22 protein-coding genes, 1 rRNA gene and 1 pseudogene are annotated in these 25,610 nt (G+C 73.4%); 18 read left to right on the forward strand and 6 right to left on the reverse strand.

All coding sequences use genetic code 11. The annotated features are described in order from the left end of the window. The 3 genes and pseudogenes from rrf to HHL19_RS28495 all read left to right on the forward strand — a co-directional run. A 5S ribosomal RNA gene (gene rrf, locus HHL19_RS28485) occupies nt 1-77 on the forward strand; the annotation flags it as partial. A gap of 190 nt (nt 78-267) precedes the next feature. Further along, a pseudogene (locus HHL19_RS28490) lies at nt 268-1,080 on the forward strand (IS5 family transposase). Between the two features lie 44 nt (nt 1,081-1,124). Further along, nucleotides 1,125-1,451, forward strand: a complete 327-nt coding sequence (locus HHL19_RS28495; RefSeq protein ID WP_169093238.1) for a phosphoribosyltransferase — start codon at nt 1,125-1,127, stop codon at nt 1,449-1,451. A gap of 37 nt (nt 1,452-1,488) precedes the next feature. Here the strand turns inward: HHL19_RS28495 and HHL19_RS28500 are convergent. The 3 genes from HHL19_RS28500 to HHL19_RS28510 form a co-directional block, all read right to left on the reverse strand. Next, nucleotides 1,489-2,305 (reverse strand): IS5 family transposase gene (locus HHL19_RS28500; RefSeq protein WP_169093239.1). Its coding sequence is split into 2 segments (ribosomal slippage): nt 1,489-1,779 and nt 1,781-2,305, totalling 816 coding nucleotides; the frame shifts between segments, so codons are not numbered across the junction. 129 nt (nt 2,306-2,434) lie between these two features. Further along, complete coding sequence (locus HHL19_RS28505) at nt 2,435-3,664, reverse strand: serine hydrolase domain-containing protein (RefSeq protein ID WP_169093240.1); 1,230 nt, start codon at nt 3,662-3,664, stop codon at nt 2,435-2,437. Between the two features lie 139 nt (nt 3,665-3,803). After that, nucleotides 3,804-4,937 (reverse strand): SMI1/KNR4 family protein, encoded by a 1,134-nt coding sequence (locus HHL19_RS28510; protein WP_169093241.1) that lies wholly within the window; start codon nt 4,935-4,937, stop codon nt 3,804-3,806. 107 nt (nt 4,938-5,044) lie between these two features. Here HHL19_RS28510 and HHL19_RS37795 point away from each other — a divergent pair, with 107 nt between their 5' ends. The 5 genes from HHL19_RS37795 to HHL19_RS28535 all read left to right on the forward strand — a co-directional run bounded on the left by HHL19_RS37795 (nt 5,045) and on the right by HHL19_RS28535 (nt 12,313). Continuing rightward, nucleotides 5,045-5,941, forward strand: coding sequence for a DUF2785 domain-containing protein (locus HHL19_RS37795; RefSeq protein WP_169093242.1), 897 nt, complete (start codon nt 5,045-5,047; stop codon nt 5,939-5,941). Between the two features lie 134 nt (nt 5,942-6,075). Further along, nucleotides 6,076-6,624, forward strand: coding sequence for a PadR family transcriptional regulator (locus tag HHL19_RS28520; protein WP_169093243.1), 549 nt, complete (start codon nt 6,076-6,078; stop codon nt 6,622-6,624). Nucleotides 6,625-6,735: 111 nt separating this feature from the next. Next, nucleotides 6,736-8,466 carry an acyl-CoA dehydrogenase family protein gene (locus HHL19_RS28525; protein WP_169093244.1) on the forward strand — a complete coding sequence of 577 codons (1,731 nt, stop codon included), beginning with the start codon at nt 6,736-6,738 and terminating at the stop codon, nt 8,464-8,466. Nucleotides 8,467-8,545: 79 nt separating this feature from the next. After that, nucleotides 8,546-10,267, forward strand: coding sequence for a serine/threonine-protein kinase (locus tag HHL19_RS28530; protein WP_169093245.1), 1,722 nt, complete (start codon nt 8,546-8,548; stop codon nt 10,265-10,267). Between the two features lie 36 nt (nt 10,268-10,303). Continuing rightward, on the forward strand, nt 10,304-12,313 hold the full coding sequence (locus tag HHL19_RS28535) for a prolyl oligopeptidase family serine peptidase (RefSeq protein WP_346768549.1): 2,010 nt from the start codon (nt 10,304-10,306) through the stop codon (nt 12,311-12,313). Nucleotides 12,314-12,331: 18 nt separating this feature from the next. On the opposite strand, the gene HHL19_RS28540 is transcribed toward HHL19_RS28535, so the two are convergent. After that, complete coding sequence (locus tag HHL19_RS28540; protein WP_206325778.1) at nt 12,332-13,315, reverse strand: response regulator transcription factor; 984 nt, start codon at nt 13,313-13,315, stop codon at nt 12,332-12,334. 151 nt (nt 13,316-13,466) lie between these two features. Between HHL19_RS28540 and HHL19_RS28545 the strand changes: the two genes are divergently transcribed. The 3 genes from HHL19_RS28545 to HHL19_RS28555 all read left to right on the forward strand — a co-directional run bounded on the left by HHL19_RS28545 (nt 13,467) and on the right by HHL19_RS28555 (nt 16,243). After that, nucleotides 13,467-14,879: an aminopeptidase P family protein gene (locus tag HHL19_RS28545; RefSeq protein WP_346768548.1), complete on the forward strand. Its 1,413-nt coding sequence runs from the start codon at nt 13,467-13,469 to the stop codon at nt 14,877-14,879. A gap of 143 nt (nt 14,880-15,022) precedes the next feature. After that, on the forward strand, nt 15,023-15,940 hold the full coding sequence (locus HHL19_RS28550; RefSeq protein ID WP_169093249.1) for a glutaminase: 918 nt from the start codon (nt 15,023-15,025) through the stop codon (nt 15,938-15,940). Between the two features lie 96 nt (nt 15,941-16,036). Beyond that, nucleotides 16,037-16,243 (forward strand): cold shock domain-containing protein, encoded by a 207-nt coding sequence (locus HHL19_RS28555; protein ID WP_346768547.1) that lies wholly within the window; start codon nt 16,037-16,039, stop codon nt 16,241-16,243. A gap of 33 nt (nt 16,244-16,276) precedes the next feature. Here HHL19_RS28555 and HHL19_RS28560 read toward each other — a convergent pair whose 3' ends face one another. After that, nucleotides 16,277-17,356, reverse strand: a complete 1,080-nt coding sequence (locus tag HHL19_RS28560; RefSeq protein WP_169093250.1) for an alpha/beta hydrolase — start codon at nt 17,354-17,356, stop codon at nt 16,277-16,279. 53 nt (nt 17,357-17,409) lie between these two features. On the opposite strand from HHL19_RS28560, the gene HHL19_RS28565 reads away from it, so the two are divergent. Beyond that, entirely contained in the window at nt 17,410-17,982 is a 573-nt protein-coding gene (locus tag HHL19_RS28565; RefSeq protein ID WP_169093251.1) for a GNAT family N-acetyltransferase, read from the forward strand. Between the two features lie 120 nt (nt 17,983-18,102). Next, nucleotides 18,103-19,536 carry a rifampin monooxygenase gene (gene rox, locus HHL19_RS28570; protein WP_169093252.1) on the forward strand — a complete coding sequence of 478 codons (1,434 nt, stop codon included), beginning with the start codon at nt 18,103-18,105 and terminating at the stop codon, nt 19,534-19,536. A 34-nt stretch (nt 19,537-19,570) separates the two neighbouring features. Here the strand turns inward: rox and HHL19_RS28575 are convergent, their stop codons facing one another. Beyond that, nucleotides 19,571-20,533: an alpha/beta fold hydrolase gene (locus HHL19_RS28575; protein ID WP_169093253.1), complete on the reverse strand. Its 963-nt coding sequence runs from the start codon at nt 20,531-20,533 to the stop codon at nt 19,571-19,573. 243 nt (nt 20,534-20,776) lie between these two features. On the opposite strand from HHL19_RS28575, the gene HHL19_RS38610 reads away from it, so the two are divergent. The 5 genes from HHL19_RS38610 (at nt 20,777) to HHL19_RS28600 (ending at nt 25,608) form a co-directional block, all read left to right on the forward strand. Beyond that, nucleotides 20,777-22,114 (forward strand): helix-turn-helix domain-containing protein, encoded by a 1,338-nt coding sequence (locus tag HHL19_RS38610; protein ID WP_169093254.1) that lies wholly within the window; start codon nt 20,777-20,779, stop codon nt 22,112-22,114. A 138-nt stretch (nt 22,115-22,252) separates the two neighbouring features. Next, nucleotides 22,253-22,642, forward strand: a complete 390-nt coding sequence (locus HHL19_RS28585; RefSeq protein ID WP_169093255.1) for an STAS domain-containing protein — start codon at nt 22,253-22,255, stop codon at nt 22,640-22,642. A 22-nt stretch (nt 22,643-22,664) separates the two neighbouring features. Next, nucleotides 22,665-23,222 carry a PadR family transcriptional regulator gene (locus HHL19_RS28590; RefSeq protein WP_169093256.1) on the forward strand — a complete coding sequence of 186 codons (558 nt, stop codon included), beginning with the start codon at nt 22,665-22,667 and terminating at the stop codon, nt 23,220-23,222. 128 nt (nt 23,223-23,350) lie between these two features. Beyond that, nucleotides 23,351-24,553: a DUF2306 domain-containing protein gene (locus HHL19_RS28595; protein WP_346768546.1), complete on the forward strand. Its 1,203-nt coding sequence runs from the start codon at nt 23,351-23,353 to the stop codon at nt 24,551-24,553. Nucleotides 24,554-24,771: 218 nt separating this feature from the next. Then, nucleotides 24,772-25,608, forward strand: a complete 837-nt coding sequence (locus HHL19_RS28600) for a hypothetical protein (RefSeq protein WP_169093257.1) — start codon at nt 24,772-24,774, stop codon at nt 25,606-25,608. Nucleotides 25,609-25,610: the final 2 nt, after the last annotated feature.

Consider the following 25,610-nt stretch of genomic DNA (forward strand, 5'->3'; position numbering starts at 1 on the left):
CGAACCCGGAAGCTAAGCCTTTCAGCGCCGATGGTACTGCAGGGGGGACCCTGTGGGAGAGTAGGACGCCGCCGAACAATCATTGTGGGGAAGCCCCGCACCTTATGGTGCGGGGCTTTTCTGCGTTTTACGGGCGACCCGGTAGGCGGAGCCGGTCGGGAGCCTGCGTGCCGGAATCCAGCTGCACGCCCTAAGAACGCCTAACACAATGAGGTGGATCGGTCCTGGTGCCCGTGTCCGGTTGCCGGGTTCGGAGTTGTCCGGGTCATGGGGGCTTCACCGTGGATTGTGTCGGATGACCTGTGGGCACGGATCGAACCGATCCTGCCGAAGCGGGAGAGACGGTTCAGGTACCCGGGCCGCAAGCCGGTCCCGGACCGGCAGGTGCTGTGCGGGATCCTGTTCGTGCTGCACACCGGCATCCAGTGGGAACACCTGCCCCAGGAGCTCGGGTTCGGGTCCGGTATGACGTGCTGGCGCAGGCTGCGGGACTGGAGCGAGGCTGGCGTCTGGCAGCAGCTGCACGAGGTGCTGCTGGCCGAGCTGAATGCCGCCGCCCGCCTCGACTGGTCGAGGGCGGTCGTCGATTCCAGCCACGTCAGAGCGCTAAAAGGGGGCTCCAGACAGGCCCGTCGCCGGTCGACCGGGGACGGGCCGGCTCCAAACACCACCTGATCACCGACGGCCACGGCACCCCGCTTGCGGTCATCCTCACCGGCGGCAACCGCAACGACGTCACCCAGCTCATCCCCCTGCTCGACGCCATCCCACCCGTTCGTGGGCGGCCCGGACGGCCCCGCCGCAAGCCCCAGTCCGTCTTCGCTGACCGCGGCTACGACCACGACATCTACCGAGACCAGGTTCGGGCCCGCCAGATCATCCCCTGCCATCGCCCGCCGCGGAACACCTCACGGCAGTGGTCTCGGAACCTACCGGTGGGTGGTCGAGCGGACCTTCGCATGGCTCCACGGCTTCAAACGCCTCCGCGTCCGCTGGGAACGTCGAGCCGACATCCACGAAGCCTTCCTCAAACTAGCCTGCTGCCTGATCACCCACCGCCAGGTGCTGTCCTTGACCTGACCGGCCCGCCCCATGTCGATCGACCGGCCCCGCAAACTGATCGCATGAACCGAGACGCCTTGCAATCCGCACTGTCCGAGGACGGCAGCATCTCAGCACGCTCAGCCCTGGCCGAGCTGGAGACAGGCGCGGACTTCCAGGTCTTCCTGAACCAGACGGCTTCTGCACGACAGCTCTGGGACACCTGGTCCTGGCGGCACCAAGTCATGCTCGACACGGGCGTCACACCCCGGCCCGGACTGGCCGAGGCCATCGCCCGACTCGAAGCGGCAGGAGCGGCCCGGGTCTACATGGCCACGGTCACCGGATCACAGAGACGTTTCACGGTCTTCCTGTCGGAAGACCTCACCCAGTGCGTCGCCTGCTGGTGACACCACCTCATTGTGTTAGGCGTTCTAAGACGGGGTCTCACGTGACGATCTTGGCGAGCTTCTTATAGCAGGTCATGACTGCGGCGAGCCCGAGGAAGGCGAGGAAGTGGCTGCCTTTTCGTTCGTAGCGGACGGTCAGGCGGCGGTGTCCGAAGAGCCAGGAGATCGCTCTCTCGATCTTCCATCGATGCCTTCCGAGGCGTTCGGAGGACTCCATGCCCGGCCGGGCGATCCGTGGAGTGATATGGCGTTCGCGCAGCCACGCCAGGTTGCCGGCCGAGTGGTACGCCCTTTCGGCACGAACCTTGCCGGGACGTCGCCGGCGAGGGGCCGCGGCGCGAGCGGACGGCCGGGATTCCGAGGATGAGCGGGCGAAGCGCTTGGACATCGTTGACGTTCGCGGCAGACATCCCGACGACTACAGGCAGCCCCTGCGCGTCGGTCAGAACGTGCAGTTTGCTGCCCGCTTTGCCTCGGTCGACAGGATTCGGCCCTATCAGGGGCCCCCTTTTCGCGCGCACTGAGGCGGCATCGGCGATCACTGAACTCCAGGCGAGTCCGCCACGGGCTCCAGTCTCGTCCAGGACCACGCGGTGCAGCCGACGCCACACTCCGGAGGCGGTCCAGACGGAGAACCTCCGGTGAGCCGTCGCCGGTGACACTCCGAAAGACGGTGGCAGATGCCGCCATGCGTACCCGCTGGTCAGCACGTACACGACGGCCGTGAACACGGCACATTGGTCGATTGGCGCGGTGCCACCGCCCTGCGGGCGCGAGCGGAAAGACGGCAGTTCCGGCTCGACCATGGCCCATAGATCGTCCGGCACGAGCCGCTGCGACAGACCCACATTCACGAACGATCATGATGCCGCTGTCGGCCACCCCGGCGACGGCCGGTGGAGCGTTGGGCTGGTTGCCCCCGCGCGGGACGGAGGTGTATGACGGCGGCCGGTGCTGAGTGCAGCCGGCCGCCGTGCTTCGGTTCAGTCCTCCAGGGCCTGGTACAGGGTGGTCCAGAAGTCGTGGAAGAGGTGGGCCGGGGCCGGGACGGAGGTGCCGGTCTGGGTGAGGAGGATGCCGGTGAGGCCGTTCACCGGGTCCGCGTACGTGGAGGTGCCGCTGCCGCCGTCCCAGCCGAACTGGCCGACGGGGGCGTAGTCGCCCCGGTAGGTGCGTACCGCCATGCCGAAGCCCCAGCCGCCGTGCTGGCCCTGGCCGTAGGAGATGTGGACGTTGTCCGTGGCCAGCTTGTGGCGGGCCGCCTGCTGCTCGGGGGTCAGCCGGTTGGTGGTCATCAGCTCCACGGCGGGGCGGGAGAGGATGCGCTCGTTGCCGTGCATGCCCTCGTTGAGGAGCATGCGGAAGTAGGCGTGGTAGTCGTCGGCGGTGGAGTTGAGGCCGCCGCCACCGCTCTGGAAGGCGGGCGGCGCGCTGTGCCGGCCGCCCTCGGCCTCGTCCCAGACGTGGAACTCGCCGGTCTGCGGGTCCGGCGCGTACAGCGGAGGCAGCCGGTGGATCTGGTCGGCGGGGACGTGGAAGCCGGTGTCCTTCATGCCGAGCGGCTCGAAGAGGCGCTCGCGGAGGAAGGCCTCGTACGACTGGCCGGAGACCCGGGAGACGAGCACGCCCAGCAGGTCGTGGCTGATGTGGTACTGCCAGCGCTCGCCCGGCTGGTGCATCAGCGGGAGGGTGCCGAGGCGGCGCATCCACTCGTCCTGCTCGGGCATCGGCACCGGCAGGTTGGGCGTGAGGCCCTGCTCGAAGACCGCGTTCATGATCGGGGTGCCGAGCGACGTCAGGTCCATGCCGAGGCCGAACGTCGAGGTCAGCACGTCCCGGACGGTGATCGGCCGGCGGGCCGGCACGGTCTCGTCCAGCGGGCCGTCGACCCGCTTCAGCACCTGACGGTCCGCCAGCTCGGGGAGCCAGCTGTCGACCGGGTCGTCCAGGCGCAGCCGGCACTCGTCGATCAGGATCATCGCCGCCGCCACCGCGACCGGCTTCGACGTCGAGGCCATCCGGAAGATGGTGTCGCGGCGCATCGGCGCGCCGCCCTCGTGCCGCATGGTGCCGAGCGCCTCGACGTGCGTTTCGTCGCCCCGCCCGATCAGCGCCACGAGCCCCGGGATCCTGCCCGACGCGACGTGCCCGGCGAGCACCTCGCGCACCCGCCGCAGCCCCGCCTCGGTGAAGCCGCCCTTGGCCGTTCCCATATCGAATCCCCCCGTACTTGATCTTCAGCGGACTGTCGAACGGGAGTGACAGTACATTGCGTTTAGTGATTCGGCAACGATGATGGATGGCAAGTCCGAAGTGCATGCAGGTTAATGGCGGTCTTTTGTTGCAATGGGTTTAGTCTTGAATGCAATGCCCCTCCGTGAACCAGTCGGCGTACGCGTCCGCGTCGATGGCGGGGTTGCGGAGCCGCGCCCAGAACGTGTCGTCGGGGTCCGGCGGGAGCGGCGGGCTGCCGAGGTCGGCGTGGAGGTCGTCGCGCCACAGCGGGGCGTACATGGCACGAGTGGTCGGGATCTCCGCGACCGCCCGGTAGACGGAGCCCCGTACCGCGTGGGCCAGTTCGAGCGCCGCCTTGGCCCGGACGTGGTCGCCGCGCGACTCTGCCGATGCCCTCACCGCGCGCAGCCGCGGGATCGCGGGGCTGTCGGGGGAGGGGGTGTCCAGGGCCTCCGTTATCTCGGCGTACGCCGCGAGGCCGGTCTCGTCCGCCAGCCGGCGGGCCTGTGCGCGGGCGGCTTCCGCGATGCGCTCCGGAGGGAGGGTGGCGACCAGGGCGCCGAGCTCCTCCAGGCCGTCCAGGAAGCCCACCTTCAGGCGCTCCGACGGGTCCTCCGGGAGGTCGAACGAGGGGAGTTCCGCGTCCGGGCCCGGCAGCGGGGTGTCCGTCGGCTCCCACTCCGGGAGGCGCTGGGAGGGGTCCTCCCAGATCAGGCGGCCGGCGAAGGTGACCGGGATGGGATGGCCCGGGATCTCCAGGCGGTCCGCCAGCCGCGTCAGGTACGCGCTCAGGGAGTCGGCCTTGCCGAAGGTGGTACCGATCTCGTCGAAGAAGCGGCCGATCGTGCCGTACGTGTCCCTGCGCGGGTCGCAGTCGATGGCGACCCCGTCGGAGGTGACCTCGTACGCGCCGAACTTCACATAGCCGTGCGACCAGTACCCGTCCTCGTCGTCCGCGTCCAGGCCCTGCGCGAACGACCGCATCATCTCCGTCGCCTCCACGATCTCCCGGAGTCCGAGGAGCCGGTCGTCGTCGTCGAAGCGGAGGGCTTCCGGCCCCGGCCGGGTGCCGTCGTGGCGCAGCAGTGAGGCGCACAGATCCGGCGGGAAGTCGACCCCCAACTCCCGCTCGGCAGCGCGGATGTCCTCCTCCCGCGCGGGCGGTGCGAGCGCGGCGAAGGTGCGGGGTGCGTGCGTGAGGAGCCAGCGGTCGATGCGGTCCCAGGCGGCGTCCACCAGGTGAGTCGTCATGTCGCCGAGCGTAGTCAGCGCCACTGACACTGCCGGCCGTGCCTCAGGCCTGACCCTCCGTCCGATAATCGGTTGACCGCCTTCCGGTGGGTCCCCAGGGTGAGGCCGTGACGACGAACGACCTGACAATGAACGACCTGACAACGAACGATCTGACGGCGGGCGACCTGACGACGGACGGCCGTACGCCGCCCATCGATGCGGCCCGCTGGCTTCGCCTCTACACGGACGGCTGCCCTGCCCCTGCCGCCGCCGACCTCCCCGCGCTCGCCGACGAGCTGGCCGAGGCCCTGCGGCATCCCGATCCGGACCTCCGCGACGGCGCGCCGTACGTCGTGCTGCGGACCTGGATCGAGCGGGACGTGATCGACCGGGCGCTGCGCGCGCGGCTCGGCGCCGTGATGGCCGCCCGCTTCGACGCCCCCGAGATCCAGGCGCGTGCCTTTGCGCCGCTCGTCCTCGACATGATCGTCGCGCGGGGCGACTTCGACCCGGCGTGGCTCGCCGCGTTCCGGCGCTGGTACCCGGCCGAGACCGACCTGCGCGACCATGACTCCCGGCTCGGCTGGCTACACGCCGTCGCGCACGGGGCCGACCTGCTCGGCGCCTTCGGCTCCCATCCGGACGTCGATCCGAGCGTGATGCTGGCGCTCGCTGCGGAGCGGCTGGTGGCCCCCACCGGGCACGTCTTCGCCCAGCAGGAGGACGACCGGCTCGCGCAGGGCATCGCCCGCACCCTGAACCGGCCCGAGCTGACCGAGGCCGAGGCGCTGCGCTGGCTGGAGCCGGTCGAGGCGGCCTTCGCCGCCGGGCGGGCGCCCGGTGTCCCCACGACGGCCGCGCACATCTCCAACGCCATGCGCACCCTGCGGATGCTGTACCTCCTCGCCGACGTCGGCGTACGGCCCCGGACCGGCGCCCCCGGCCCCGTACGGGCCCCGCACGCCGAGGCGCTGAAGCGGCGCCTCGCGGAGGTCCTCGCCCTGGTGTTCCAGACGGCGTGACGGACGCTGTGACGGACGAGGTGACGGGCGAGGTGATGGACGGCGTGGCAGCCCGGCCGTTCGCGTCGTGAGGCGCGTCTCATCGGTGGCCGGCCGCCTTGCTATGCAACCAGTTGCATAGCAGGATCGGGGGCATGGCGCTCGAACACGCGATCCTCGTGTCCCTGCTGGAGCAGCCGGGGTCCGGATACGAACTGGCCCGGCGGTTCGAGCGTTCCATCGGCTACTTCTGGACCGCCACCCACCAGCAGATCTACCGCGTCCTCAAGCGGATGGAGAACGACGGCTGGGTGGCCGCCCGCGAGGTGCCCCAGCAGGGGCGGCCGGACAAGAGGGAGTACTCCGTCGCCGACCTCGGGCACGCGGCGCTCAGCTCCTGGCTGCACGAGCCGATCGAGCCCGAGAGCGTCCGGCACGACCTCGCCGTGAAGATCCGGGGCGCCGCCTTCGACGACCCCGCCGGCCTCGTCCGCGAGGTCGAACGGCACCGGCGGGCGCACTCCGATCGCCTCGCCCACTACCTCGCCGGCGAGGAGCGCGACTTCCCGCCGGTCCCGGGCGACGGCACCCCGCCCGACGCCGAGCGGGAGCTCCAGCACGTCGTGCTCCGGGGCGGCATCGCGTACGAACGCATGATGATCGCCTGGCTCGACGACGTCCTCGCCACCCTGCACCGGTTCTGAGGCCACCTCTGGAAGCCTCGCCCCCTCGTCAATCCCCCTTGTCGATCCCCCTCGTCAATCCTCCTTGTCCCCCTCCCTGTCCACCCTCCTTACCCTCAAGGCGGTTACCCCATGACCGACGCGCTCCTGTTCAACCCCCGCACCTACGACCCCGCGCACTTCGACCCCGAGACCCGCAGGCTGCTGCGCGCCACGGTCGACTGGTTCGAGGAGCGCGGCAAGCGCCGGATCATCGAGGACTACCGGACCCGCGCCTGGCTCGGCGACTTCCTCGCCTTCGCCGCCAAGGAGGGGCTGTTCGCCACCTTCCTGACCCCCGCCGCCGAGGCCGGCGACGGCGACGGTCAGGGCGACAAGCGGTGGGACACCGCCCGCATCGCCGCCCTCAACGAGATCCTCGGCTTCTACGGGCTCGACTACTGGTACGCCTGGCAGGTCACCATCCTCGGCCTCGGCCCGGTCTGGCAGAGCGACAACGCCGCCGCCCGCGCCCGCGCCGCCGAACTCCTCGACCAGGGCGAGGTGTTCGCCTTCGGCCTCTCCGAGAAGACGCACGGCGCCGACATCTACTCCACCGACATGCTGCTCACGCCCGACGGCGAGGGCGGCTTCCGCGCCACCGGCTCCAAGTACTACATCGGCAACGGCAACAAGGCCGGTCTCGTCTCCGTCTTCGGCCGCCGCACCGACGTCGAGGGCCCCGACGGCTACGTCTTCTTCGCCGCCGACAGCCGCCACCCGGCCTACCACCTGGTCAAGAACGTCGTCGACTCCTCGAAGTTCGTCAGCGAGTTCCGCCTGGAGGACTACCCGGTCGCCGCCGCCGACGTCCTGCACACCGGCCGCGCCGCCTTCGACGCCGCCCTGAACACCGTCAACGTCGGCAAGTTCAACCTCTGCACCGCCTCCATCGGCATCTGCGAGCACGCGATGTACGAGGCCGTCACCCACGCCCAGAACCGCGTCCTCTACGGCCGCCCCGTCACCGCCTTCCCGCACGTGCGCCGCGAACTCACCGACGCCTACGTGCGCCTGGCCGGCATGAAGCTCTTCAGCGACCGCGCCGTCGACTACTTCCGCACCGCCGGACCCGACGACCGCCGCTACCTCCTCTTCAACCCGATGACGAAGATGAAGGTGACCACCGAGGGCGAGAAGGTCATCGACCTCATGTGGGACGTCATCGCCGCCAAGGGCTTCGAGAAGGACAACTACTTCGCCCAGGCCGCCGTCGAGATCCGCGGCCTGCCGAAGCTGGAGGGCACGGTCCACGTCAACCTCGCCCTCATCCTCAAGTTCATGGCCAACCACCTCCTCGCCCCGGCCGGTTACGAGCCCGTCCCCACCCGCCTCGACGCCGCCGACGACACCTTCCTCTTCCGCCAGGGTCCGGCCCGCGGCCTCGGCTCGGTCCGCTTCCACGACTGGCGGCCGGCCTTCGACGCGTACGACCGGCTCCCGAACGTGGCCCGCTTCCGCGAACAGGCCGACGCGCTCTGCGACTTCGTCCGCACCGCCGCGCCCGACGAGGCGCAGAGCCGCGACCTGGACCTGCTCCTCGCCGTCGGCCAGCTCTTCGCGCTCGTCGTCCACGCCCAGCTCGTCCTGGAGCAGGCCGCCCTCACCGGCCTCGACGACGACGTCCTCGACGAGCTCTTCGCCGTCCTCGTCCGGGACTTCTCCGCCCACGCCGTCGAACTCCACGGCAAGGACTCCGCCACCGAGGCGCAGCAGAGCTGGGCGCTCGGCGCGGTCCGCCGCCCCGTCGTCGACGAGGCCCGCACCGCCCGCGTCTGGTCCCGCGTCGAGGCCCTCTCCGGCGCGTACGAGATGAAGCCCTGACCCCGCCGGTCCCGGCGGCGCGCTCCGGTGCGCCGCCCGGACCGCCCGCTGTCACCCCGGCCGCCTACGATGACCGCTCATGAGCACGAGTGACGACGACGGCAGACCGCTCGTCGACGGACGGTTCAGGCTGGTCTCCCGGCTCGGCAGCGGTGGCATGGGCACCGTCTGGCGGGCCCGCGACATCGCCCTGGACCGGGACGTCGCCCTCAAGGAGGTCCAACCGCCCGACCCCGCCGCCGAGGCGGCCCGCCCCGGCCTCACGGCCCAGTCGCGGGCGCGGGCCGTCCGCGAGGCGCGGGCGCTCGCCCGGCTCTCCCACCCGCACGTCGTGACGGTCCACCACATCGTCGAACCCGCCGACGGCTCGGCCCCGTGGATCGTCATGGAACTGGTCGAGGGCAGCTCGGTCGCCGACCGGCTGGCCGCCGGGCCGATGTCCGTCCCCGAGTCGATCGCCCTCGGCCGGCAGGTCCTCGGCGCCCTGCGCGCCGCCCACGCCGCCGGCATCCAGCACCGCGACGTCAAGCCCGCCAACGTGCTGCTGCGCGCCGAAGGCGGCGCCGTGCTCACCGACTTCGGCATCGCCGTCCTCGACGAGTCGACCTCCCGGCTCACCGCCTCCGGCGACCTCATCGGCTCCGCCGAGTTCATCGCCCCCGAGCGGATCCGCGGCGAGGAGGGCAACCCGGCCTCCGACCTGTGGTCCCTCGGCATGCTCCTGTACGTGGCCACCGAGGGGCACCACCCGCTGCGCCGCGCCACCAGCCTCGCCACCGTCGTCGCCGTCCTCGACGACCCGATCCCGGCGCCGGTCCGCTCCGGCGCCCTCGCCCCCGTCCTCACCCGCCTCCTCGTCCGCGACCCGGCCCAGCGCCCGGACGGCGCGCTCCTCGACCGCCTCCTCGCCGAGGCGCAGGCCGCCGCGGGCGGTGCCGCCGCCGACGCCGTACCCCCGGGCTTCGGCCCGCCGGACCCCGCCGCCCACCCGGCGCCCCCGGCCCATCCGTACGCCCATCCCGCCTACGGGTGGCCCGGCCCGCAGGGCGCAGGGCCGGACCCCGCGCGCCCCACCGGCCCCGCCCGTCGCAAGCGCCTCGCCAGGCTCACGGGCGGACTGGTCCTCGGCGCCGCCCTGCTCACCCTCGCCGTCTTCCAGTTCCTCCCCGACGGCGGAGGCGGCACCGGCGGTCTCGGACTCGGCACCGGCAAGGGCACCGGCACCGGGACCGGCGAGCGCACCACCTCACCCGGCCCCACGACCGGGACGGGCACCGATCGCCCCACGACCGGGACGGACACCAGTACCACCCCGGAGACCGAGCCCACGCCCACCCCCGCACCCGTCGAGCTCCTCACCCCCGACGGCGTCCGCACCGCCCTCGCCGCCTTCCGCGAGGCCACCGGCGTCACGACGATCAAGCAGATGTTCGTCTACGACGAGTACGCCATCGCCGAGATCCCGACCAAGCAGGGCGCCAAGACCTACGACCGCTACCAGTTCCGCGACGGCAAGGTCAGCCGGCAGGGCGCCGGCGGCACCATCGGCGCCTCCGACGCCGACGAGCAGCCCTTCGACCCCGCAGTCCTGCCCTGGGACGACCTGCCTGCCCTGATGCGGCGCGCCGACCGCGAGCTCAACGTCGACGCACCCCGGACCCGGTACGTCATCGCCGAGCGCTGGACGTTCAACGAGGACCGCCCCACCCTCCTCGTCTACCGCACCAACGAGTACAGCGCCGTCGGCTACCTCGCCGTCGACACCGACGGCAAGCAGGTGCACAAGCTCACCGCGGACTGAGGCACCACCCTCCCGCGCCGGGGGAGAATGGCCCGCGTGAACCATGACGATCCGTACCTGTGGCTGGAAGACGTCGACAGTGAGGCCGCCCTCGCCTGGGTGGCCGAGCGGAACGCCGAGACGGAGGCCGAGCTGGCCTCCGGACCCGGCTTCGACGCCTTCGCGGAGCGCCTGCGCGAGGTGCTCGACGCCGTCGACCGCATCCCGTACACCACCCGGCGGGGCCCCTACCTCTACAACTTCTGGCAGGACGCCGAGCACGTACGGGGCCTGTGGCGGCGCACCACCCTGGAGCAGTACCGCAAGGACGCCCCCGAGTGGGAGGTCCTGCTCGACGTGGACGCGCTCGCCGAGGCCGAGGGCGAGAAGTGGGCGTGGGCCGGGGCACGGGTGCGGCGGCCCGACCACGACCGGGCGCTCGTCAGCCTCTCCCGCGACGGCGGCGACGCCGTCGTCGTCCGCGAGTTCGACCTGCCGTCCCGGAGCTTCGTCGGGGACGGCTTCACCGTGCCCGAGGCGAAGACCAGCATCGGCTGGGTCGACGGCGACACCGTCTTCGTCGGCACCGACCACGGCCCCGGCTCGCTCACCGACGCCGGCTACCCGCGCACCGTCCGCCGCTGGCGGCGCGGCACCCCGCTCGCCGAGGCCGTCACCCTCTTCGAGGGCGAGGCCGCCGACGTCTCCGCCTGGGCCTGGCACGACCCCACCCCCGGCTACGAGCGCGACTTCGTCGGCCGCTCCCTCGACTTCTTCCGCAGCGAGACCCACCTCGTCACCGCCGACGACCGGCTGGTGCGGATCGAGGTCCCCGACGACGCCGAGGTCTACGCCCACCGCGAGCACCTGATCGTCACCCTCAAGTCGCCCTGGCTCGGCCACCCCGCCGGCGCCCTCCTCGCCTTCGGCTTCGACGCCTTCCTGGCCGGCGACCGCACCGCCGAGGCCCTCTTCGTCCCCGACGAGCGGACCGCCCTCGCCGGGCACTCCTGGACCCGCCGCCACCTCATCCTGGAGACCATGCGGGACGTCAGCACCCGCATCGAGGTGCTCACCCCGCGCGAGGAGGGCGGCTGGTCGCGCGCCCCGCTCGCCGACGTACCGCCGCTGTCGGCGGTCGCCGTCACCGACACCGACCCGGACGTCTCCGACGAGTACTTCCTCGACGTCTCAGGCTTCCTCCAGCCGTCCACGCTCACCCGCGGCGACGTCGGCGGCGACACCGAGATCCTGCGCCAGGCGCCCGCCCGCTTCGACACCACCGGGCTCGCCGTCGAGCAGGCCTTCGCCGTCTCCGACGACGGCACCCGCGTCCCGTACTTCGTCATCGGCCCCGACCGCTCAGAAGGCCCGGGGCCCACCCTGCTCTACGGCTACGGCGGCTTCGAGGTCTCCCTCACCCCGTCCTACGCCTCGCTCACCGGCCGCGGTTGGCTGGAGACCGGCGGCACGTACGTCATCGCCAACATCCGGGGCGGCGGCGAGTACGGCCCGGACTGGCACCAGGCCGCGCTCGGCGCCCACCGGCACCGGGCCTTCGAGGACTTCGCGGCCGTCGCCCGCGACCTCGTCGCCCGGGGCATCACCACCCCGGAGCGGCTCGGCGCCGCCGGCGGCAGCAACGGCGGCCTCCTCATGGGCGCCATGCTCACCCGCTACCCCGAGCTGTTCGGCGCGATCGTCTGCCAGGTGCCGCTGCTCGACATGGTCCGCTTCCACAAGCTGCTCGCCGGCGCCTCCTGGATCGCCGAGTACGGCGACCCCGACGACGAGGCCGACCTGCCGCACCTGCGGGACCTCTCCCCGTACCACCGGCTCACCGCCGGCGCCCCGTACCCGCCGGTGCTGCTGACCACCTCCACCCGCGACGACCGGGTCCACCCCGGGCACGCCCGCAAGGCGGCGGCGCGGCTGCGCGAGCTCGGCCACCCGGTGCTCTTCCACGAGAACACCGGCGGCGGGCACGCGGGCGCCACCGACAACGCCCAGGCCGCCCGCAACAAGGCCCTGATGTACACCTTCCTGCGCAAGCACCTGGGGGCCTGAGGGTCCTGACCCCGCAGGTCAGAGCCAGCCGTGCCGCTGCGCCTGGAGCGCCAGCTGGAAACGGTTCGTCGCGCCGAGCCGGGCCATCAGGACCTGGATCCGGCGGAAGAGGGTGCGGCGGCTGACCCCGATCTCCCGGGCGATCACCTCGTCCGCCGCGCCCCCGGCGAGCAGCCACAGCAGCCGCCGGTCGGCCGGCGGAAGGCCGCCCGGGAGCGCGGTGCGGCCGTGGAAGGGCAGCGCGTCCCGCCAGGACTGCTCGAAGAGCGCCACCAGCGCCGAGAACAGTCCGCACGGCTGCACCACCAGCATCGTGGTGAACACGTCGGCCTCCCGGATCGACAGCGACACCAGCGCGTACGCCTCGTCGATGATCACCAGTTTGACCGGCACCGACGGCAGCACCCGGGCCTGCTCGCCGGCCGCGATCACCGGCTCGATCGACCGCTCCAGATGGCCCGGCTGCTCCAGGGAGGCCCGGGAGTAGATGACCCGCTGGGTGACGCCGCGGGCGAGGGTCGCGAGCGCGTCGTCGGTGGCGCCGGGGACCGTGAAGTACGGCGGTGAGTCCAGCTGCCGGATCTGCTGCCGGGCGCTCGCCCACGCCTGCCGCATCCGCGGTCCGATCGCCTCCCCGGTCACCACCTCCACCAGGTCGTCGTTGTACGCGGCCAGCCGCTGCCGCCGGAACGACTCGAAGGCGCCGCCCACGGTGATCCGCGACTCGTCCAGCTCCGCCGCCCGGTGCCGGCCCAGGATCTCCAGGCCCGCCGCCGGCGGCACCGGAGCCACCGTGTCGCGGCCGTCGGCCGCCGGGCTCGCGAGCCCCGCGTCGACCAGTTCCCCGTACGCCTCCGTGAGCGCCGGGCCCTCGACCCCGGCCGCCGCGCCGACCGCCGCCAGCGGCGCCGGGGCCCGCTCCAGGAGCGCTCGGTAGACCCGTGCCGCCGTCTCGCCGAGGCCCAGGAGCCGCAGCGCCTCGCCCAGTCTCGCGTTCGCCATGGCACCCATTCTGGCCGCCGCCCGCACCCCCGCGTGTCCGATCCGTGCCACTGGCACTCCCCGGCCCCACGGCGCCCCGGGGCGGGCTACGGTCCGTGAGCCGCCGACGACCGGCGGTTTCCCCGCAGGACTCTCGACGAAGGAGCACACCGTGGCGAAGGGTCGCAAGAACGGCCTGTACGACGGCATATCCGAGGAACTCTCCGCCCTCATGCGGACCGGCTGGGCCGACACCGAACGGCACGACCTGGCCGAGTCCGCGCAGGCGCCGTACGCCGCCGCCCGGCGCGCCGCGCTCTCCGCGCTCTTCCCCGGCGAGCGCCTGGTGATCCCGTCCGGCAACCTCAAGGTCCGCTCGAACGACGACACGTACCCCTTCCGCCCGCACTCCGCCTACGTCCACATGACCGGCGACCAGGCCCGCGACTGCGCCCTGGTCCTGGAGCCCCGCGAGGACGGCGGCCACGACGCGTACGGCTACGTCCTGCCGCGCGACGGCCGCGACGACGACACCTTCTGGATCGGCTACACCGCCGAGCTGTGGATGGGCCGCCGGCTCTCCCTCGCCGAGGCCGAGCGGGTCCTCGGACTGGCCTGCCGCGACGTCCGAGAGCTCCCCGCCCACCTGGCCGCGGACGCCGGCGTGCCCACCCGGATCGTGCGCGGCGTCGACCCCGCCCTGGAGGCGGCCGTCACCACCGACGAGGAGCGGGACACCGAACTGGAGGACGCCCTCAGCGAGCTCCGCCTGGTCAAGGACGCCTGGGAGATCGGCGAGCTCCGCAAGGCCGTCGACTCCACCGTCCGCGGCTTCACCGACGCCGTCGGCGACCTCTCCACCGCCGTCGCCACCTCCGAGCGCTGGATCGAGGGCACCTTCTTCCGCCGCGCCCGCCTGGAGGGCAACTCCGTCGGCTACGGCTCCATCTGCGCCGCCGGCGACCACGCCACGATCATGCACTGGACCTCCAACGACGGCCCGGTCCGCCCCGGCGAACTGCTCCTCTTCGACGCGGGCGTGGAGACCCACTCCCTCTACACCGCCGACGTCACCCGCACCCTCCCCATCAGCGGCACCTTCACCGACGTCCAGCGGCGGGTGTACGACGCCGTGTACGAGGCCCAGCAGGCCGGCTTCGACGCGGTGAAGCCCGGCGCCCCCTACCGCGCCTTCCACGAGGCCGCCCAGCGGCACCTCGCGGCGAGGCTGGTCGAGTGGGGCTTCATCGAGGGACCGGTGGACCGCGCGTACGAGCTCGGCCTCCAGCGGCGCTTCACCATGGCGGGAACCGGCCACATGCTCGGTCTCGACGTGCACGACTGCGCCTCCGCGCGCAACGAGGAGTACGTCGACGGGGTCCTCGTGCCGGGCATGGTCCTCACCGTCGAGCCGGGCCTCTACTTCCAGCCCGACGACCTGACCGTGCCCGCCGAGTGGCGCGGCATCGGCGTCCGCATCGAGGACGACCTGCTGGTCACGGAGGCGGGACACGAGAACCTGTCCGCCGGGCTGCCCCGCACCTCCGCCGAGGTGGAGGAGTGGATGGCCCGCGTCGCGGGCTGACGGACGGGGGTGCGCGGGCCCGGATGTGCGGCCGGGCCCGCGTCCCCCACACCGGGGCGCGGCGGCACGCGGCGGCGGAGTCCCGCGCTCCGTCGTCCGGAGCCCAGGACGCTCCGCCCGGCCGATTGCATCATGATGTGATCATGATGCAGTCCTTCCTGCCCGTCCTCGAACGTGTCGCCGAGGAGATCGCGGGCCTCGCCGGCCGGGGCCGCCCGGCCGACTACATCCCGGCGCTCGCCGCCGGGGACCCGAACCTGTTCGGGATGGCCGTCGCCGAGGTGGACGGCAGCGTGTACGGAGTGGGGGAGTGGCAGCGGCCCTTCTCCACCCAGTCCGTCACCAAGGTCTTCAGCCTCGCGCTCGCCCTCGCCAAGGAGGGTGACGAGCTGTGGGCGCACGTGGGCCGCGAGCCCTCCGGCAACCCCTTCAACTCGCTCGTCCAGCTGGAGTACGAACACGGCATCCCCCGCAACCCGTTCATCAACGCGGGCGCGCTCGTGGTCACCGACCGGCTCCACCGGCTCACCGGCGACGCCTCCGGCGTCCTGCGGGACTTCCTGCGCGCCGAGAGCGGCAACGACGACCTCGACTTCGACCGGGACGTCGCCGCCTCCGAGGGCGAGCACGGCGACCGCAACGCCGCCCTCGCCCACTTCATGGCCTCCTACGGCAACATCTCCACCCCCGTCCCCACCCTGCTGCGCGAGTACTTCCGGCAGTGCTCCGTCGAGGCCTCCTGCGCCGACCTCGCCGTCGCCACCGGCTTCCTCGCCCGGCACGGCGTCCGCGCCGACGGCAGCAGGCTGCTCACCCGCAGCCAGGCCAAGCAGATCAACGCCGTCATGCTGACCTGCGGCACCTACGACGCCGCCGGCGACTTCGCGTACCGCGTCGGGCTGCCCGGCAAGAGCGGCGTGGGCGGCGGGATCATCGCCGTCGTGCCCGGCCGCTGCACCCTGTGCGTGTGGAGCCCGGGCCTCGACGCGCGCGGCAACTCGGTCGCCGGCGTCGCCGCCCTCGACCGCTTCACCACCATCACGGGCCTCTCCGTCTTCTGACCGCACGCCGCATCCCGCGGCCCGGATGCGGAGCCGGGCCGCACGGGGTACACCTCCGGTGGGGCGCCGTGAGCGCCCGGAGCGAAGGAGGTCGCCGTGGACAACCGCACCACCGGATTCGTGCAGTCCTTCAACCGCCGCGCCGGATACGGCTTCGTGCTGCCCGTGGGCTCGGAGGAACCCGTCTTCTTCCGGGCCGAGGACGTCGAGGACGGGGTCCGCTCCCTCTCCGAGGGCCAGCAGATCACCTTCGTCCTCGTCCTCGGCCAGGGCCGCTTCGAAGCGCGTGAACTCCGCGTCTGACGCACTCTCCCGGCCCCTCGTACGGAGCAGCCGTTACGGCCGCCCGCCCGCGTCCAGGGTGCGCCGCAGCCAGTCGGTGCGGGCCGCCGTCGCGGCCCGGCTCAGCGCCGCGCCCGGGGCGAAGGTGTCGAAGCCGTGGTACGCCCCCGGCCACACGTGCAGCTCGGCCGCGCCGCCCGCCCGCCACAGCCGGCTCGCGTACGTCACCGCGTCGTCCCGGAACAGCTCCGCCGCACCGACGTCGAGGTAGGCGGGCGGCAGCCCGGACAGGTCGGCGGCGCGGGCCGGCGCCGCGTACGGCTCCACGTCCCCGGAGCCGTACGCCCCGCCCAGGTACGCCTGCCAGACGGTGGCGTTCGAGACGCGGTCCAGGGTGTCGACGCCGTCCTGGAGGCGTGCGGAATGCGCGCCGGCGCGGTCGTCGGGCACGGACCGGCCGTCGGGCACGGACCGGTCGTCCCGCGTCGGTCGGTCGTCGAGCATCGGGGAGAGCAGCAGCTGTCCGACGGCCCGGGGGCCGCCCCGGTCGCGGAGCAGCAGTGCGAGCGCCGCCGTGAGCCCGCCGCCCGCGCTCTTCCCGCCGATCACGATCCGGTCCGCGTCCACGCCGAGCCGCCCGGCGTGCTCCGCCACCCATTCCAGGCCCGCCCGGCAGTCCTCCACCGCCGCCGGGTAGCGGGCCGCCGGGGCGAGCCGGTAGGCGACGGAGACCACCGCGAGGCCCAGCGGCCCGGCCCAGGACGCCAGGACCCGGGGCAGCACCGCCCGGGCGTTGCCCATGACCAGGCCGCCGCCGTGCATGTAATACAGGAGCGGCAGCGGTCCGCGGGCCCCGGCCGGGCGGGCGTGCACGAGCGTCACCTCGGGCGCGCCGGGAGGCCCCGGCACCCGTACCTCCTCCACGGCGAAGGCGCCGTCGCGGGACAGTTCCGGCAGCGACGGCAGCGGGCGTGCGGCGGCGTCCACCGCCTGCCGCCCGGCGAGGTTCCGGAGTGTGAGCGGCTCCCGGCTCCGGGCGCCCGACGCGGCGAGCACGGCGGCGAGTTCGGGATCGAGCGGTACGGCTCCGGCCGTGCCGGAACCGGCGGCGGGGGTGTTCTCGGTTCGGTCCATGGGACCGCACGGTACGGCCTGCCGGACGGCGGCGTCCGTGCCAGGGTGGGAGCATGACCATCGAAGTGCGCCCGGCCTCCGTGTTCGAGGACGTCCGCGCCGTGATCGGCCCCAAGTCGCCCACGGCCAACGTCTGTTTCTGCCTCAGCTACCGCATCCCGTCCAAGATCAACAATGCGATGCGCGAACCGGCCAGGAGCGAGTACGTCGCCGGCCTGTGCGCCCAGGAGCCCCCGCCGGGCGTCCTCGCCTACGACGACGGCGAACCGGCCGGCTGGGCCGCCGTCGCACCCCGGGCGGAGACCACCTTCGCCCGCAACCGCAAGATCCCGCACGTCGACGACCTGCCGGTCTGGTCGCTCTGGTGCATCAGGGTCCGCCCGGGCCACCGCAAGAAGGGCGTCAGCCACGCCCTGATCGCGGGCGCGGTCGAGTTCGCCCGCGCGCACGGGGCGCCGGCGGTGGAGGCGTACCCGCTGGACAACGGCGACGCGCGGGTCGACCTGACGATGGCGTATCCCGGGCTGCGGAAGAACTTCGAGCGCGCCGGCTTCGTGTGGGCCGCCGACACCACCTCGGTGCTCTCCGGCCATCCCCGGATCCTGATGCGGCTCGACCTGCGCTGAGCGGCCTCGGGCGCCGCCGTTCTCCCTCTTCACCGTACCCTGCGAGGGGGGCCTTGCGGCAAGGCCCCCCTCGCAGCGCACAATCGGCCCCTGACCTGCGTAAACAGATGGGGGAACACCATGTTCGACGCCGATGTCCTCGTGATCGGCGGCGGGCCCACCGGGCTCGTGCTCGCCTCGGAGCTGCGCCTGTGGGGCCTGCGGCCGCTCGTCCTGGAGAAGGCGGCCGAGCCGAGCGGGCACAGCCGCGCGCTCGGGCTGCACGTCCGCAGCATCGAGGTGATGGACCAGCGCGGCCTCCTCGACCGCTTCCTCGCCCGCGGACAGCAGTACCGGGTCGGCGGATTCTTCGCCGGCCTCGGCACCTCCTGGCCCGAAGGGCTCGACACCGCCCACTCCTACGTCCTCGGCATCCCGCAGAACATCACCGAGGAACTCCTCGACGAGCACGCCCGCGAGCTGGGCGTGGAGTTGCGGCGCGGCCGGGAGCTGGTCGGGTTCGAGCAGGACGAGGAGGGCGTGACGGCCGAGCTCGCCGACGGCTCCCGGCTGCGCGCCCGCTGGCTGGTCGGCTGCGACGGCGGCCGCAGCACCGTGCGCGCCCTGACCGGGATCGGCTTCCCCGGAGAGCCGGCGCGGCACGAGACGCTGATCGCCGAGGTGCGGATCGGGGTGCCGTGGGAGGAGGTCCTCCCGGTGATGGCCGAGGTCCGCAAGACGCAGACGCGGTACGGCGTGATGCCGCTCGGGGACGGGCTGTACCGCGTGGTCGTGCCCGCCGCCGGACTCTCCGAGGACCGGTCCGCGCCGACGCTCGACGAGCTGAAGGAGCGTCTGACGGCCGTCGGCGGCACCGACTTCGGGGTGCACGAGCCGCGCTGGCTCTCCCGCTTCGGCGACGGCACCCGGCAGGCGGAGCGGTACCGCGACGGCCGGGTGCTGCTCGCCGGCGACGCCGCCCACATCCACCCGCCGACCGGCGGCCAGGGCCTCAACCTCGGGGTGCAGGACGCCTTCAACCTCGGCTGGAAGCTCGCCGCGGAGGTCCTCGGCTGGGCGCCCGACGGGCTGCTCGACACGTACCACTCCGAGCGCCACCCGGTCGGCGCCGCCGTGCTCGACAACACCCGCGCCCAGATGGAGCTGATGTCCGCCGAGCCGGGGGCGCAGGCGGTGCGCCGGCTGTTCGCGGAGCTGATGGACTTCGACGAGGTCAACCGCTTCCTCATCGGGAAGCTCACCGCCGTCGACCTCCGCTACGACTGCGGCGAGGGCCACGAACTGCTCGGCCGGCGGCTGAAGGACGTGCCGCTGAAGGAGGGCAGGCTGTACGAGGCGGCGCGTGACGGGCGCGGCCTCCTCCTCGACCGCACCGGGACGCTCGCGGTGACCGGCTGGGAGGACCGGGTGCACCTGGTCACCGGCGCGGGCGCCGAACCGGACGTGCCGGCCGCGCTGCTGCGGCCGGACGGGCACGTGGTCTGGGTCGGCGACGACCCGGCGGGGCTCCGGGACGCTCTGGAGCGGTGGTTCGGGGCGCCGTCCGCCGGCTGAGACCGGCGGACGGGGCCGTGGGCCGCGCGACGGTTCAGCAGGACGGGCGCTGGGCGTGCGCCGGGTCGAGGGCGTTGAGGACGAGCCGGGTCGCGACCGGGTCGTAGGAGATCCCGAGGTGCTCGGTGAGATCGGCCGGACAGGCGTCCTGGACCCGCTGGTTGACGACGTTCGGCGCGGGCGCGAGGAACGACGAGGTGTACGGGGTGACCACCTCGTCGTAGCGGCTGGCGATCACCGTGTACGAGACCGTCGGGTGCGTCTCGCCGCCCGCGTTGAGCTCCGTCACGAAGTCGGAGCCGGTGACCTGCTGGGAGCAGGCCGTGCAGGCCGCGCCGAGCGGACCGCCGCCGCCGGGGACGGCGGCGGCGAGCAGCCCCATGCCCCACAGCGAGGTGCCGTGGTTGGTGGGGGCGAGGGCGACGAGCCTGCCGACGGTGGCCGAACCGCCCAGGTGCTTGATGTAGTGCCGGGGCATCAGGCCGCCCTGCGAGTGGCCCACGAGGTCCACCTTCGCCGCGCCCGTCGCCGCCCGCACCCGCTCCACGAAGTCGGCCAACTGGCGTGACGAGGCGGCGATGTCGCCGGTGCCGGTGACCGGGCCGAGGCCGCCGCCGTAGTTGAGCGCGTAGACGCAGTACCCGGCGGACTTCAGGCGCGGGGCGAGCCCGGCCCAGTTCGCGTACCGGTTCTCGAAGGTGCCGTGCACCAGGACCACCGGGCGCGGGTGCTCGGCCGTCGGCCGGCAGCCCCACTCGTTCGCCCCGGAGGGGACGGCCGTCGGCGCGAACAGCGAGTAGCCGTACGCGGAGAGGAAGTCGCCCTGCGGCGGGCCCACCGGGTCGGCCTCGGCCTGCTGGGTGTCTGTCGGGGTGGCTTGGGCCGGGGCGGTCCCGGTGAGGGCGAGGCAGAGCGCGGCGGCGGCGCCGGTGACGGCGGCGGTGATCCGGCGACGTGCGGTGGTGCGGCCGGGGTGTGTGGTGCGTGTGCGTCGCATGGGGGTGCCTTTTCTCTCGACGGGTGAGCTGTGGTGGGGCTGCTGTGGCGGAGAAACCTGTGACGGGGGAGAGACGCGGAAGCTACTGGCGCGTAACGTCGGGTCCACAGTGCGGTCACCGGCTCCGGCCGGACCAGGGAGGCGGAGCCCGTACGCCGGAAAACGGTCACGCGCGTGACACCTTCCGGCGCACCCGCCTCACGCGCGTCGACACCGTCCGCAGTCCACCCGAGGGGGAGCCCCGTGAAGGAGTACGCGCCGCCGTCGCCCCCGCCGGGCCCCGGCGGGGGCTTCGCGCGGACCCCGTGGCACGAGCTGCCGCCCGGGCTCGCGGCACTCATCCGGCCCCGCATCGACGCGATCGTCGCGGAGATGATCGAGGCGATCCGCGTCGAGGTGGCCCCCTACCGCAGGCCGCTGGAATCCGCCGTCGGGCGGGACCTCGCGGAGTCGATACGCCGCGCCCTTCACCAGTTCGCGGAGCTGATCGAGCACCCCGACAGCCCGCAGGACCACCACCTGAGGCACTTCAGGGAGCTGGGCCGCGTCGAGTTCCGCAGCGGGCGTACGACCGACGGCATCCAGGCCGCGTTCCGGGTCGGCGCCCGGGTCGGCAGCCGCCGGTACGCCGAGGTCCTCCAGGCCGCCGCGCTCCCGGCCGAGCTGGTGCTGCCGCTGCACGAGGCCGTCCTCGTCCACATCAACGCCCTGTCCAACGAGGCCGTCGCCGGCTTCCGGGCCGAGCGGCTGCGCTCCGAGGGCGAGCTCAAACGGGCCCGCCGCACCCTGGCCGAGCGGCTCCTCGAACCCCCGGGTCCCGGTGACGGCCGACCGTCGCCGGAACCCCTCGCCGAGCGGGCCGGCTGGCCCCTGCCCCGCACCCTCGCGTGCCTCCTCGTCAGACCCGGCGACGGCCGGCTCGCGGTGCCCGGCGCGGAGACCGGACTCCTCTCCGCCCGGCGGGGCAACGACCTGGTGCTGATCGTGCCGCTGCCGGAGCCGCACGGTGACGCGGGGGAGGGGCAGGCCGGGCCGCTCGGCCGGATCCGTACCGCGCTGCGCGGGCGTACCGCCGCCCTCGGGCCCGCCGTCACGCCGGACGACGCCTGGCTCTCGCTCCAGTGCGCCCGCGCCGCCCTCGACCGCCGAACGGGGACGGGGATGGGGGCGGGGGCGGGGGCGGTAGCGGGATTGGGGGCCGGTGTGGCGGCCGGTGCGGCGGCCGGCGTCGGGCTTTTCGGCGGGGAGTTCGTCCTGGCCGAGGAGGAGCTGGGGGAGCTCCATCTGCTGCGGGCCGCGCCCGTCGGCCGGCTGCTCGCCGGCCGGGTCCTCGCCCCCCTCGCGGAGCTGCCGCGCGGCCGGGCCGACCGGCTCGCCGAGACCCTGGAGGCGCTGCTGATGTCCTGGGGCCGTACCGCCCCCGAGGTCGCCCGGGTGCTCGGCGTCCACCCGCAGACCGCCCGTCGTCGGCTGCACCGGCTCGACGCCCTGTTCGGTGAACGGCTCGCCGACCCCGCCTTCCGCTTCGAGGCCCTCCTGGCCCTGCGCACCCGGTCCCTCCTGGGGGAGCGGCGCCCCTGACACCTCGTACACACGTCCGACAAACCTATGGACGCGTATTCACCGGATCCGGTGACTGAGGCCCAGGCGAAACGTCCCTCCCGCCCCGACTGCGGCCACGCTCGACCTGACACTTGGACCCACCCTGTGGAGCGTCCGATGCAGCTGATCCCCCGTCATGACCCCCACCTCGCCGTCCGCACGGCCGGCGCCCTGACCGTCGCCGTCCTCCGCGGCGAACTGGACCTCGTCCTCGTCCGCCATCTGCGGCCCGAGCTCGACGCGCTCGTCCGCGAGGCCGACGCCCTGGCCGTCGACATCCGCCCGCTGGGCTTCTGCGACGCCACCGGCCTCGGCCTGCTCGCCCACTGCGCCCGGAGTGCCCGCGCGCGCGGGGCGCACTTCCAGCTCGTCTGCGACCAGCCGTGGATCCTCCGCCTGGTGCGCCTCACCGGCCTCGACGAGCTGCTGCGGCCCGAGCCCGTACCGCGCCCGCTGCCCTCCCCGCTGCCCGCAGGACCCCGCGCCCGGGCGGAGCACCCGGTCTGAAGCCCCGCGATACGGTCGCCGCATGTCTGAAGTCCGGCTGACCACGCCCTCCTTCCTCGTCCTCGGCATCATCGACGCACTGGGCGAGGCCAGTCCGTACGACGTCAAGGTCGAGGCCGCGCGGACCGTCGCCCCCTTCTGGTCCGTGCCGCACGCCCAGGTGTACGCCCAGTGCGACCGCCTCCTGGAGGCCGGACTGCTCTCGGAGGTGCGGCAGGAGGGCGGCCGGAACCGGCGGCTGATGCGGCTCACGCAGGAGGGCGCGGCGGCGCTGCGCGGCTGGCTCGCCGACCCCTCCTTCGTCCCGGTCGAGGCACGCGAACGGGGCATCCTCAAGCTCTGGTTCGGCGCGAGTCCGCGCGTCCATGCCCCGGTCCAGGTCGCCGAGCACCGGCGCACCCTGGAGGAGTACGAGGGGCTCGCGGGCGAGGTCGGCGAGTTGCTGAGCCGGGGGCAGCGCGAGGCGCTGGAGTTCGGGATCCGGTACGAGCGGATGATGGTCGACTTCTGGCACTGGGTCGGCGACCGCGAGCCGGGGGAGAGCCCGGAGGGGCACGGGGGCGGTCCTGAACAGTGCTGACCCCTGGTAACACGACTTTATTACCGACCGGTTGACCCTGGCCGGGCCCGGCCCTACCTTCCTCCATAGTCCAGAGTGGACTATCGCGCACCCGTGCAGATTCGCGCACCTCGCAGAGGAGGACCGCCGTGGGGCGTCCCACCAGCACCAGACGCGGAAGGGTGGCCGTCGTCGCGCTGACGGCGGTCTGCCTCGCGTACGCGCCGATCGCGTTCACCGAGCTCTGGCCGTACGCCCGCCCCGGCGCGCCCGCCCTCGGTGAGTGGCTCCTCGGCCGCTCGGTCTCGCCCGGGTTCGTCGCCGACGCCGTCCGCGACCGCATGGGACCGTACGGCCGCAGCCTCGTCCCGCTGATCGTCCACTCCGTCCTCGGCGGCCTCCTGATGCTCCTCGGCCCCGTCCAGCTGCTCAGCGCCGTCCGCCGCCGGATCCGCCTCCACCGCGCCCTCGGCGTCGTCTTCGCCGCGACCGTGTACGTGTCGATGGCCGGCGCCGCCGTCTACCTGGTCCGCACGCCGCCGGAGCGGGCGTTCAGCGGCGCGGCCTTCTGGATCGTGCTCGCCGTCATCCTGGTCGGCGCGGTCGGCAGCGTCACCTTCGGCACCCTCGCCGCCTACAAGGGCTTCCCCGACCTCCACCAGCGCTGGCTGCTGCTCTGCTACGGCTTCCTGATGACCGCCCCGCTGCTCCGCATCGAATGGAGCCTCCTGCCCGCGCTCTACCCGGGCCTGCCCCTCCAGGACGTCAACCGGGTCGCGATCATGCACCTGGGCGCGCTGGTCTCCTTCGGCGCGCTGCTCGCCACCCGCGCGCTCGACCGGCGCACCTCCGTCCCCGGCCTCACCGGCACCTGGGCGCCGGGACCGGTGATGGTCCTCGCCCACCTCGCGGGCGCCGCCGGCCTCGCCGCGCTCGTCCCCGCCTTCCTCGACCAGGGCACCGCCGGACGCCGCCTGCTCCTCGCCTACCTGCTGCCGTACGCGGTCGTGTACGCCGTCCTCGCCGCCCGGGCCGCCGGCGCGCGCCGCGCCGGCAACGGCTGGGCCCGCGAGGAGTGGCGCCTGCACCTCGCCGCCCTGCTCCTCGCCTCGGCGTTCTCCGCGGTCATGGTTCCCGTACTGGAACGGTCCATGGGCCTCGACCGGGCGACGGCCCTCACCGCGGCCGCCGGCATCGGCTGCGGCATGCTCGCCTACACCGCCGTCACCGTCGTCGCCCTCCGCGTCCTCGCCGCACGCGAACTCCTGCGCCGCCGCGCCCCGCAACCCCCGCCCCCGGCACCCGAACCGGCGCTCAGCGGCGCCGCGGCGACCGGGGAGGAAAGCCGATGAGCAGCCCTGGCCGCCCTCCCGGAGGCGAACGGTCCCCGCGGTCCGGAGGCGAACTGTCCGCCCGGCGTGGAGATGAGCGGTCAGTCCGGCCTGGAGGTGGTCCCGCCGTCCGGCCTGGAGATGATCCCTCCGCGCGATCTGGAGGTGAGCTCTCCGCTCGGCCCGGACGTGATCCCTCCGCCCGGCCCGGACGAGAGCTCTCCGCCGCCGTCGTCGTGATGGGCACCGTCGTCGGCGTCGTCAGCCTCGGTGTCGGCGTCCTGCTCGCCGTCGCGGCGCTCACCGGGCACGGGGTGGGCGCCTGGGCGTCGCCCGAGGCCCTCAGCCCCGGACTCATCGGCGCGGCCATGGTGGGCGTGGCGCCCGCCCTGCTCACCCTGGGCCGGGCCGACGACTGGGAGGAGGCGCGGAGCCTCTACCTGCCGCTGGTCGTCGTCATGACCGGCCTGCTCGCCGTCACCCTCCTCAACCTCGGCGCCCTCCGCGTCGCCACCGGCGGCCCGCTCTTCCTGGTCCTCTTCAGCCTCGGCTGGGTGCCCGTCGTGGCCCTCCTCGCCCTGGCGTCCGTCGGCTGCCTGGCCGCCCAGTACCGCAGGCCGGCGGGCGGCGTTCCCGCGCGGACCGGGCCGGTTCCGATGCCAGGCTGGTCCAGGCCCCTGCTCGCGGTGCTCGGCTCGGGGTGGCTCGGCGTCGGCGCCGGGCTCCTCTTCCTCCCGGGCTTCTGGAGCGGGTTCGTGCCCTGGGCGGTGAACCGCGCCGATGCCCAGGGCCTCGGCGTCTGGGCGCTCTCGCTCGGCGTCGGCGTCCTCGGCTCGCTCGCCGAGGACGATCTGACGCGCAGTCGCCCCGCCCTCCGCGCCGTCCCCGCGGTCGCCGCCGCGTGCGGGATCGTGCTCGCCGTCCGCGCCACGGACGTCGACTGGGGTTCGGGCGGTGCCGTCTCCCTTCTCGCCCTGCTCGGCGGGCTGTTCACCACCGGAGTCACCGGGCGGCTGCTGCTCCGCCGGTCGGCGACGGCCGGAAACCCCGTGGAGCGGCCGCACCCGGCCGCGTGATG

The sequence above is a fragment of the Streptomyces sp. R302 genome (assembly GCF_012927245.1).
GTDB lineage: Bacteria > Actinomycetota > Actinomycetes > Streptomycetales > Streptomycetaceae > Streptomyces.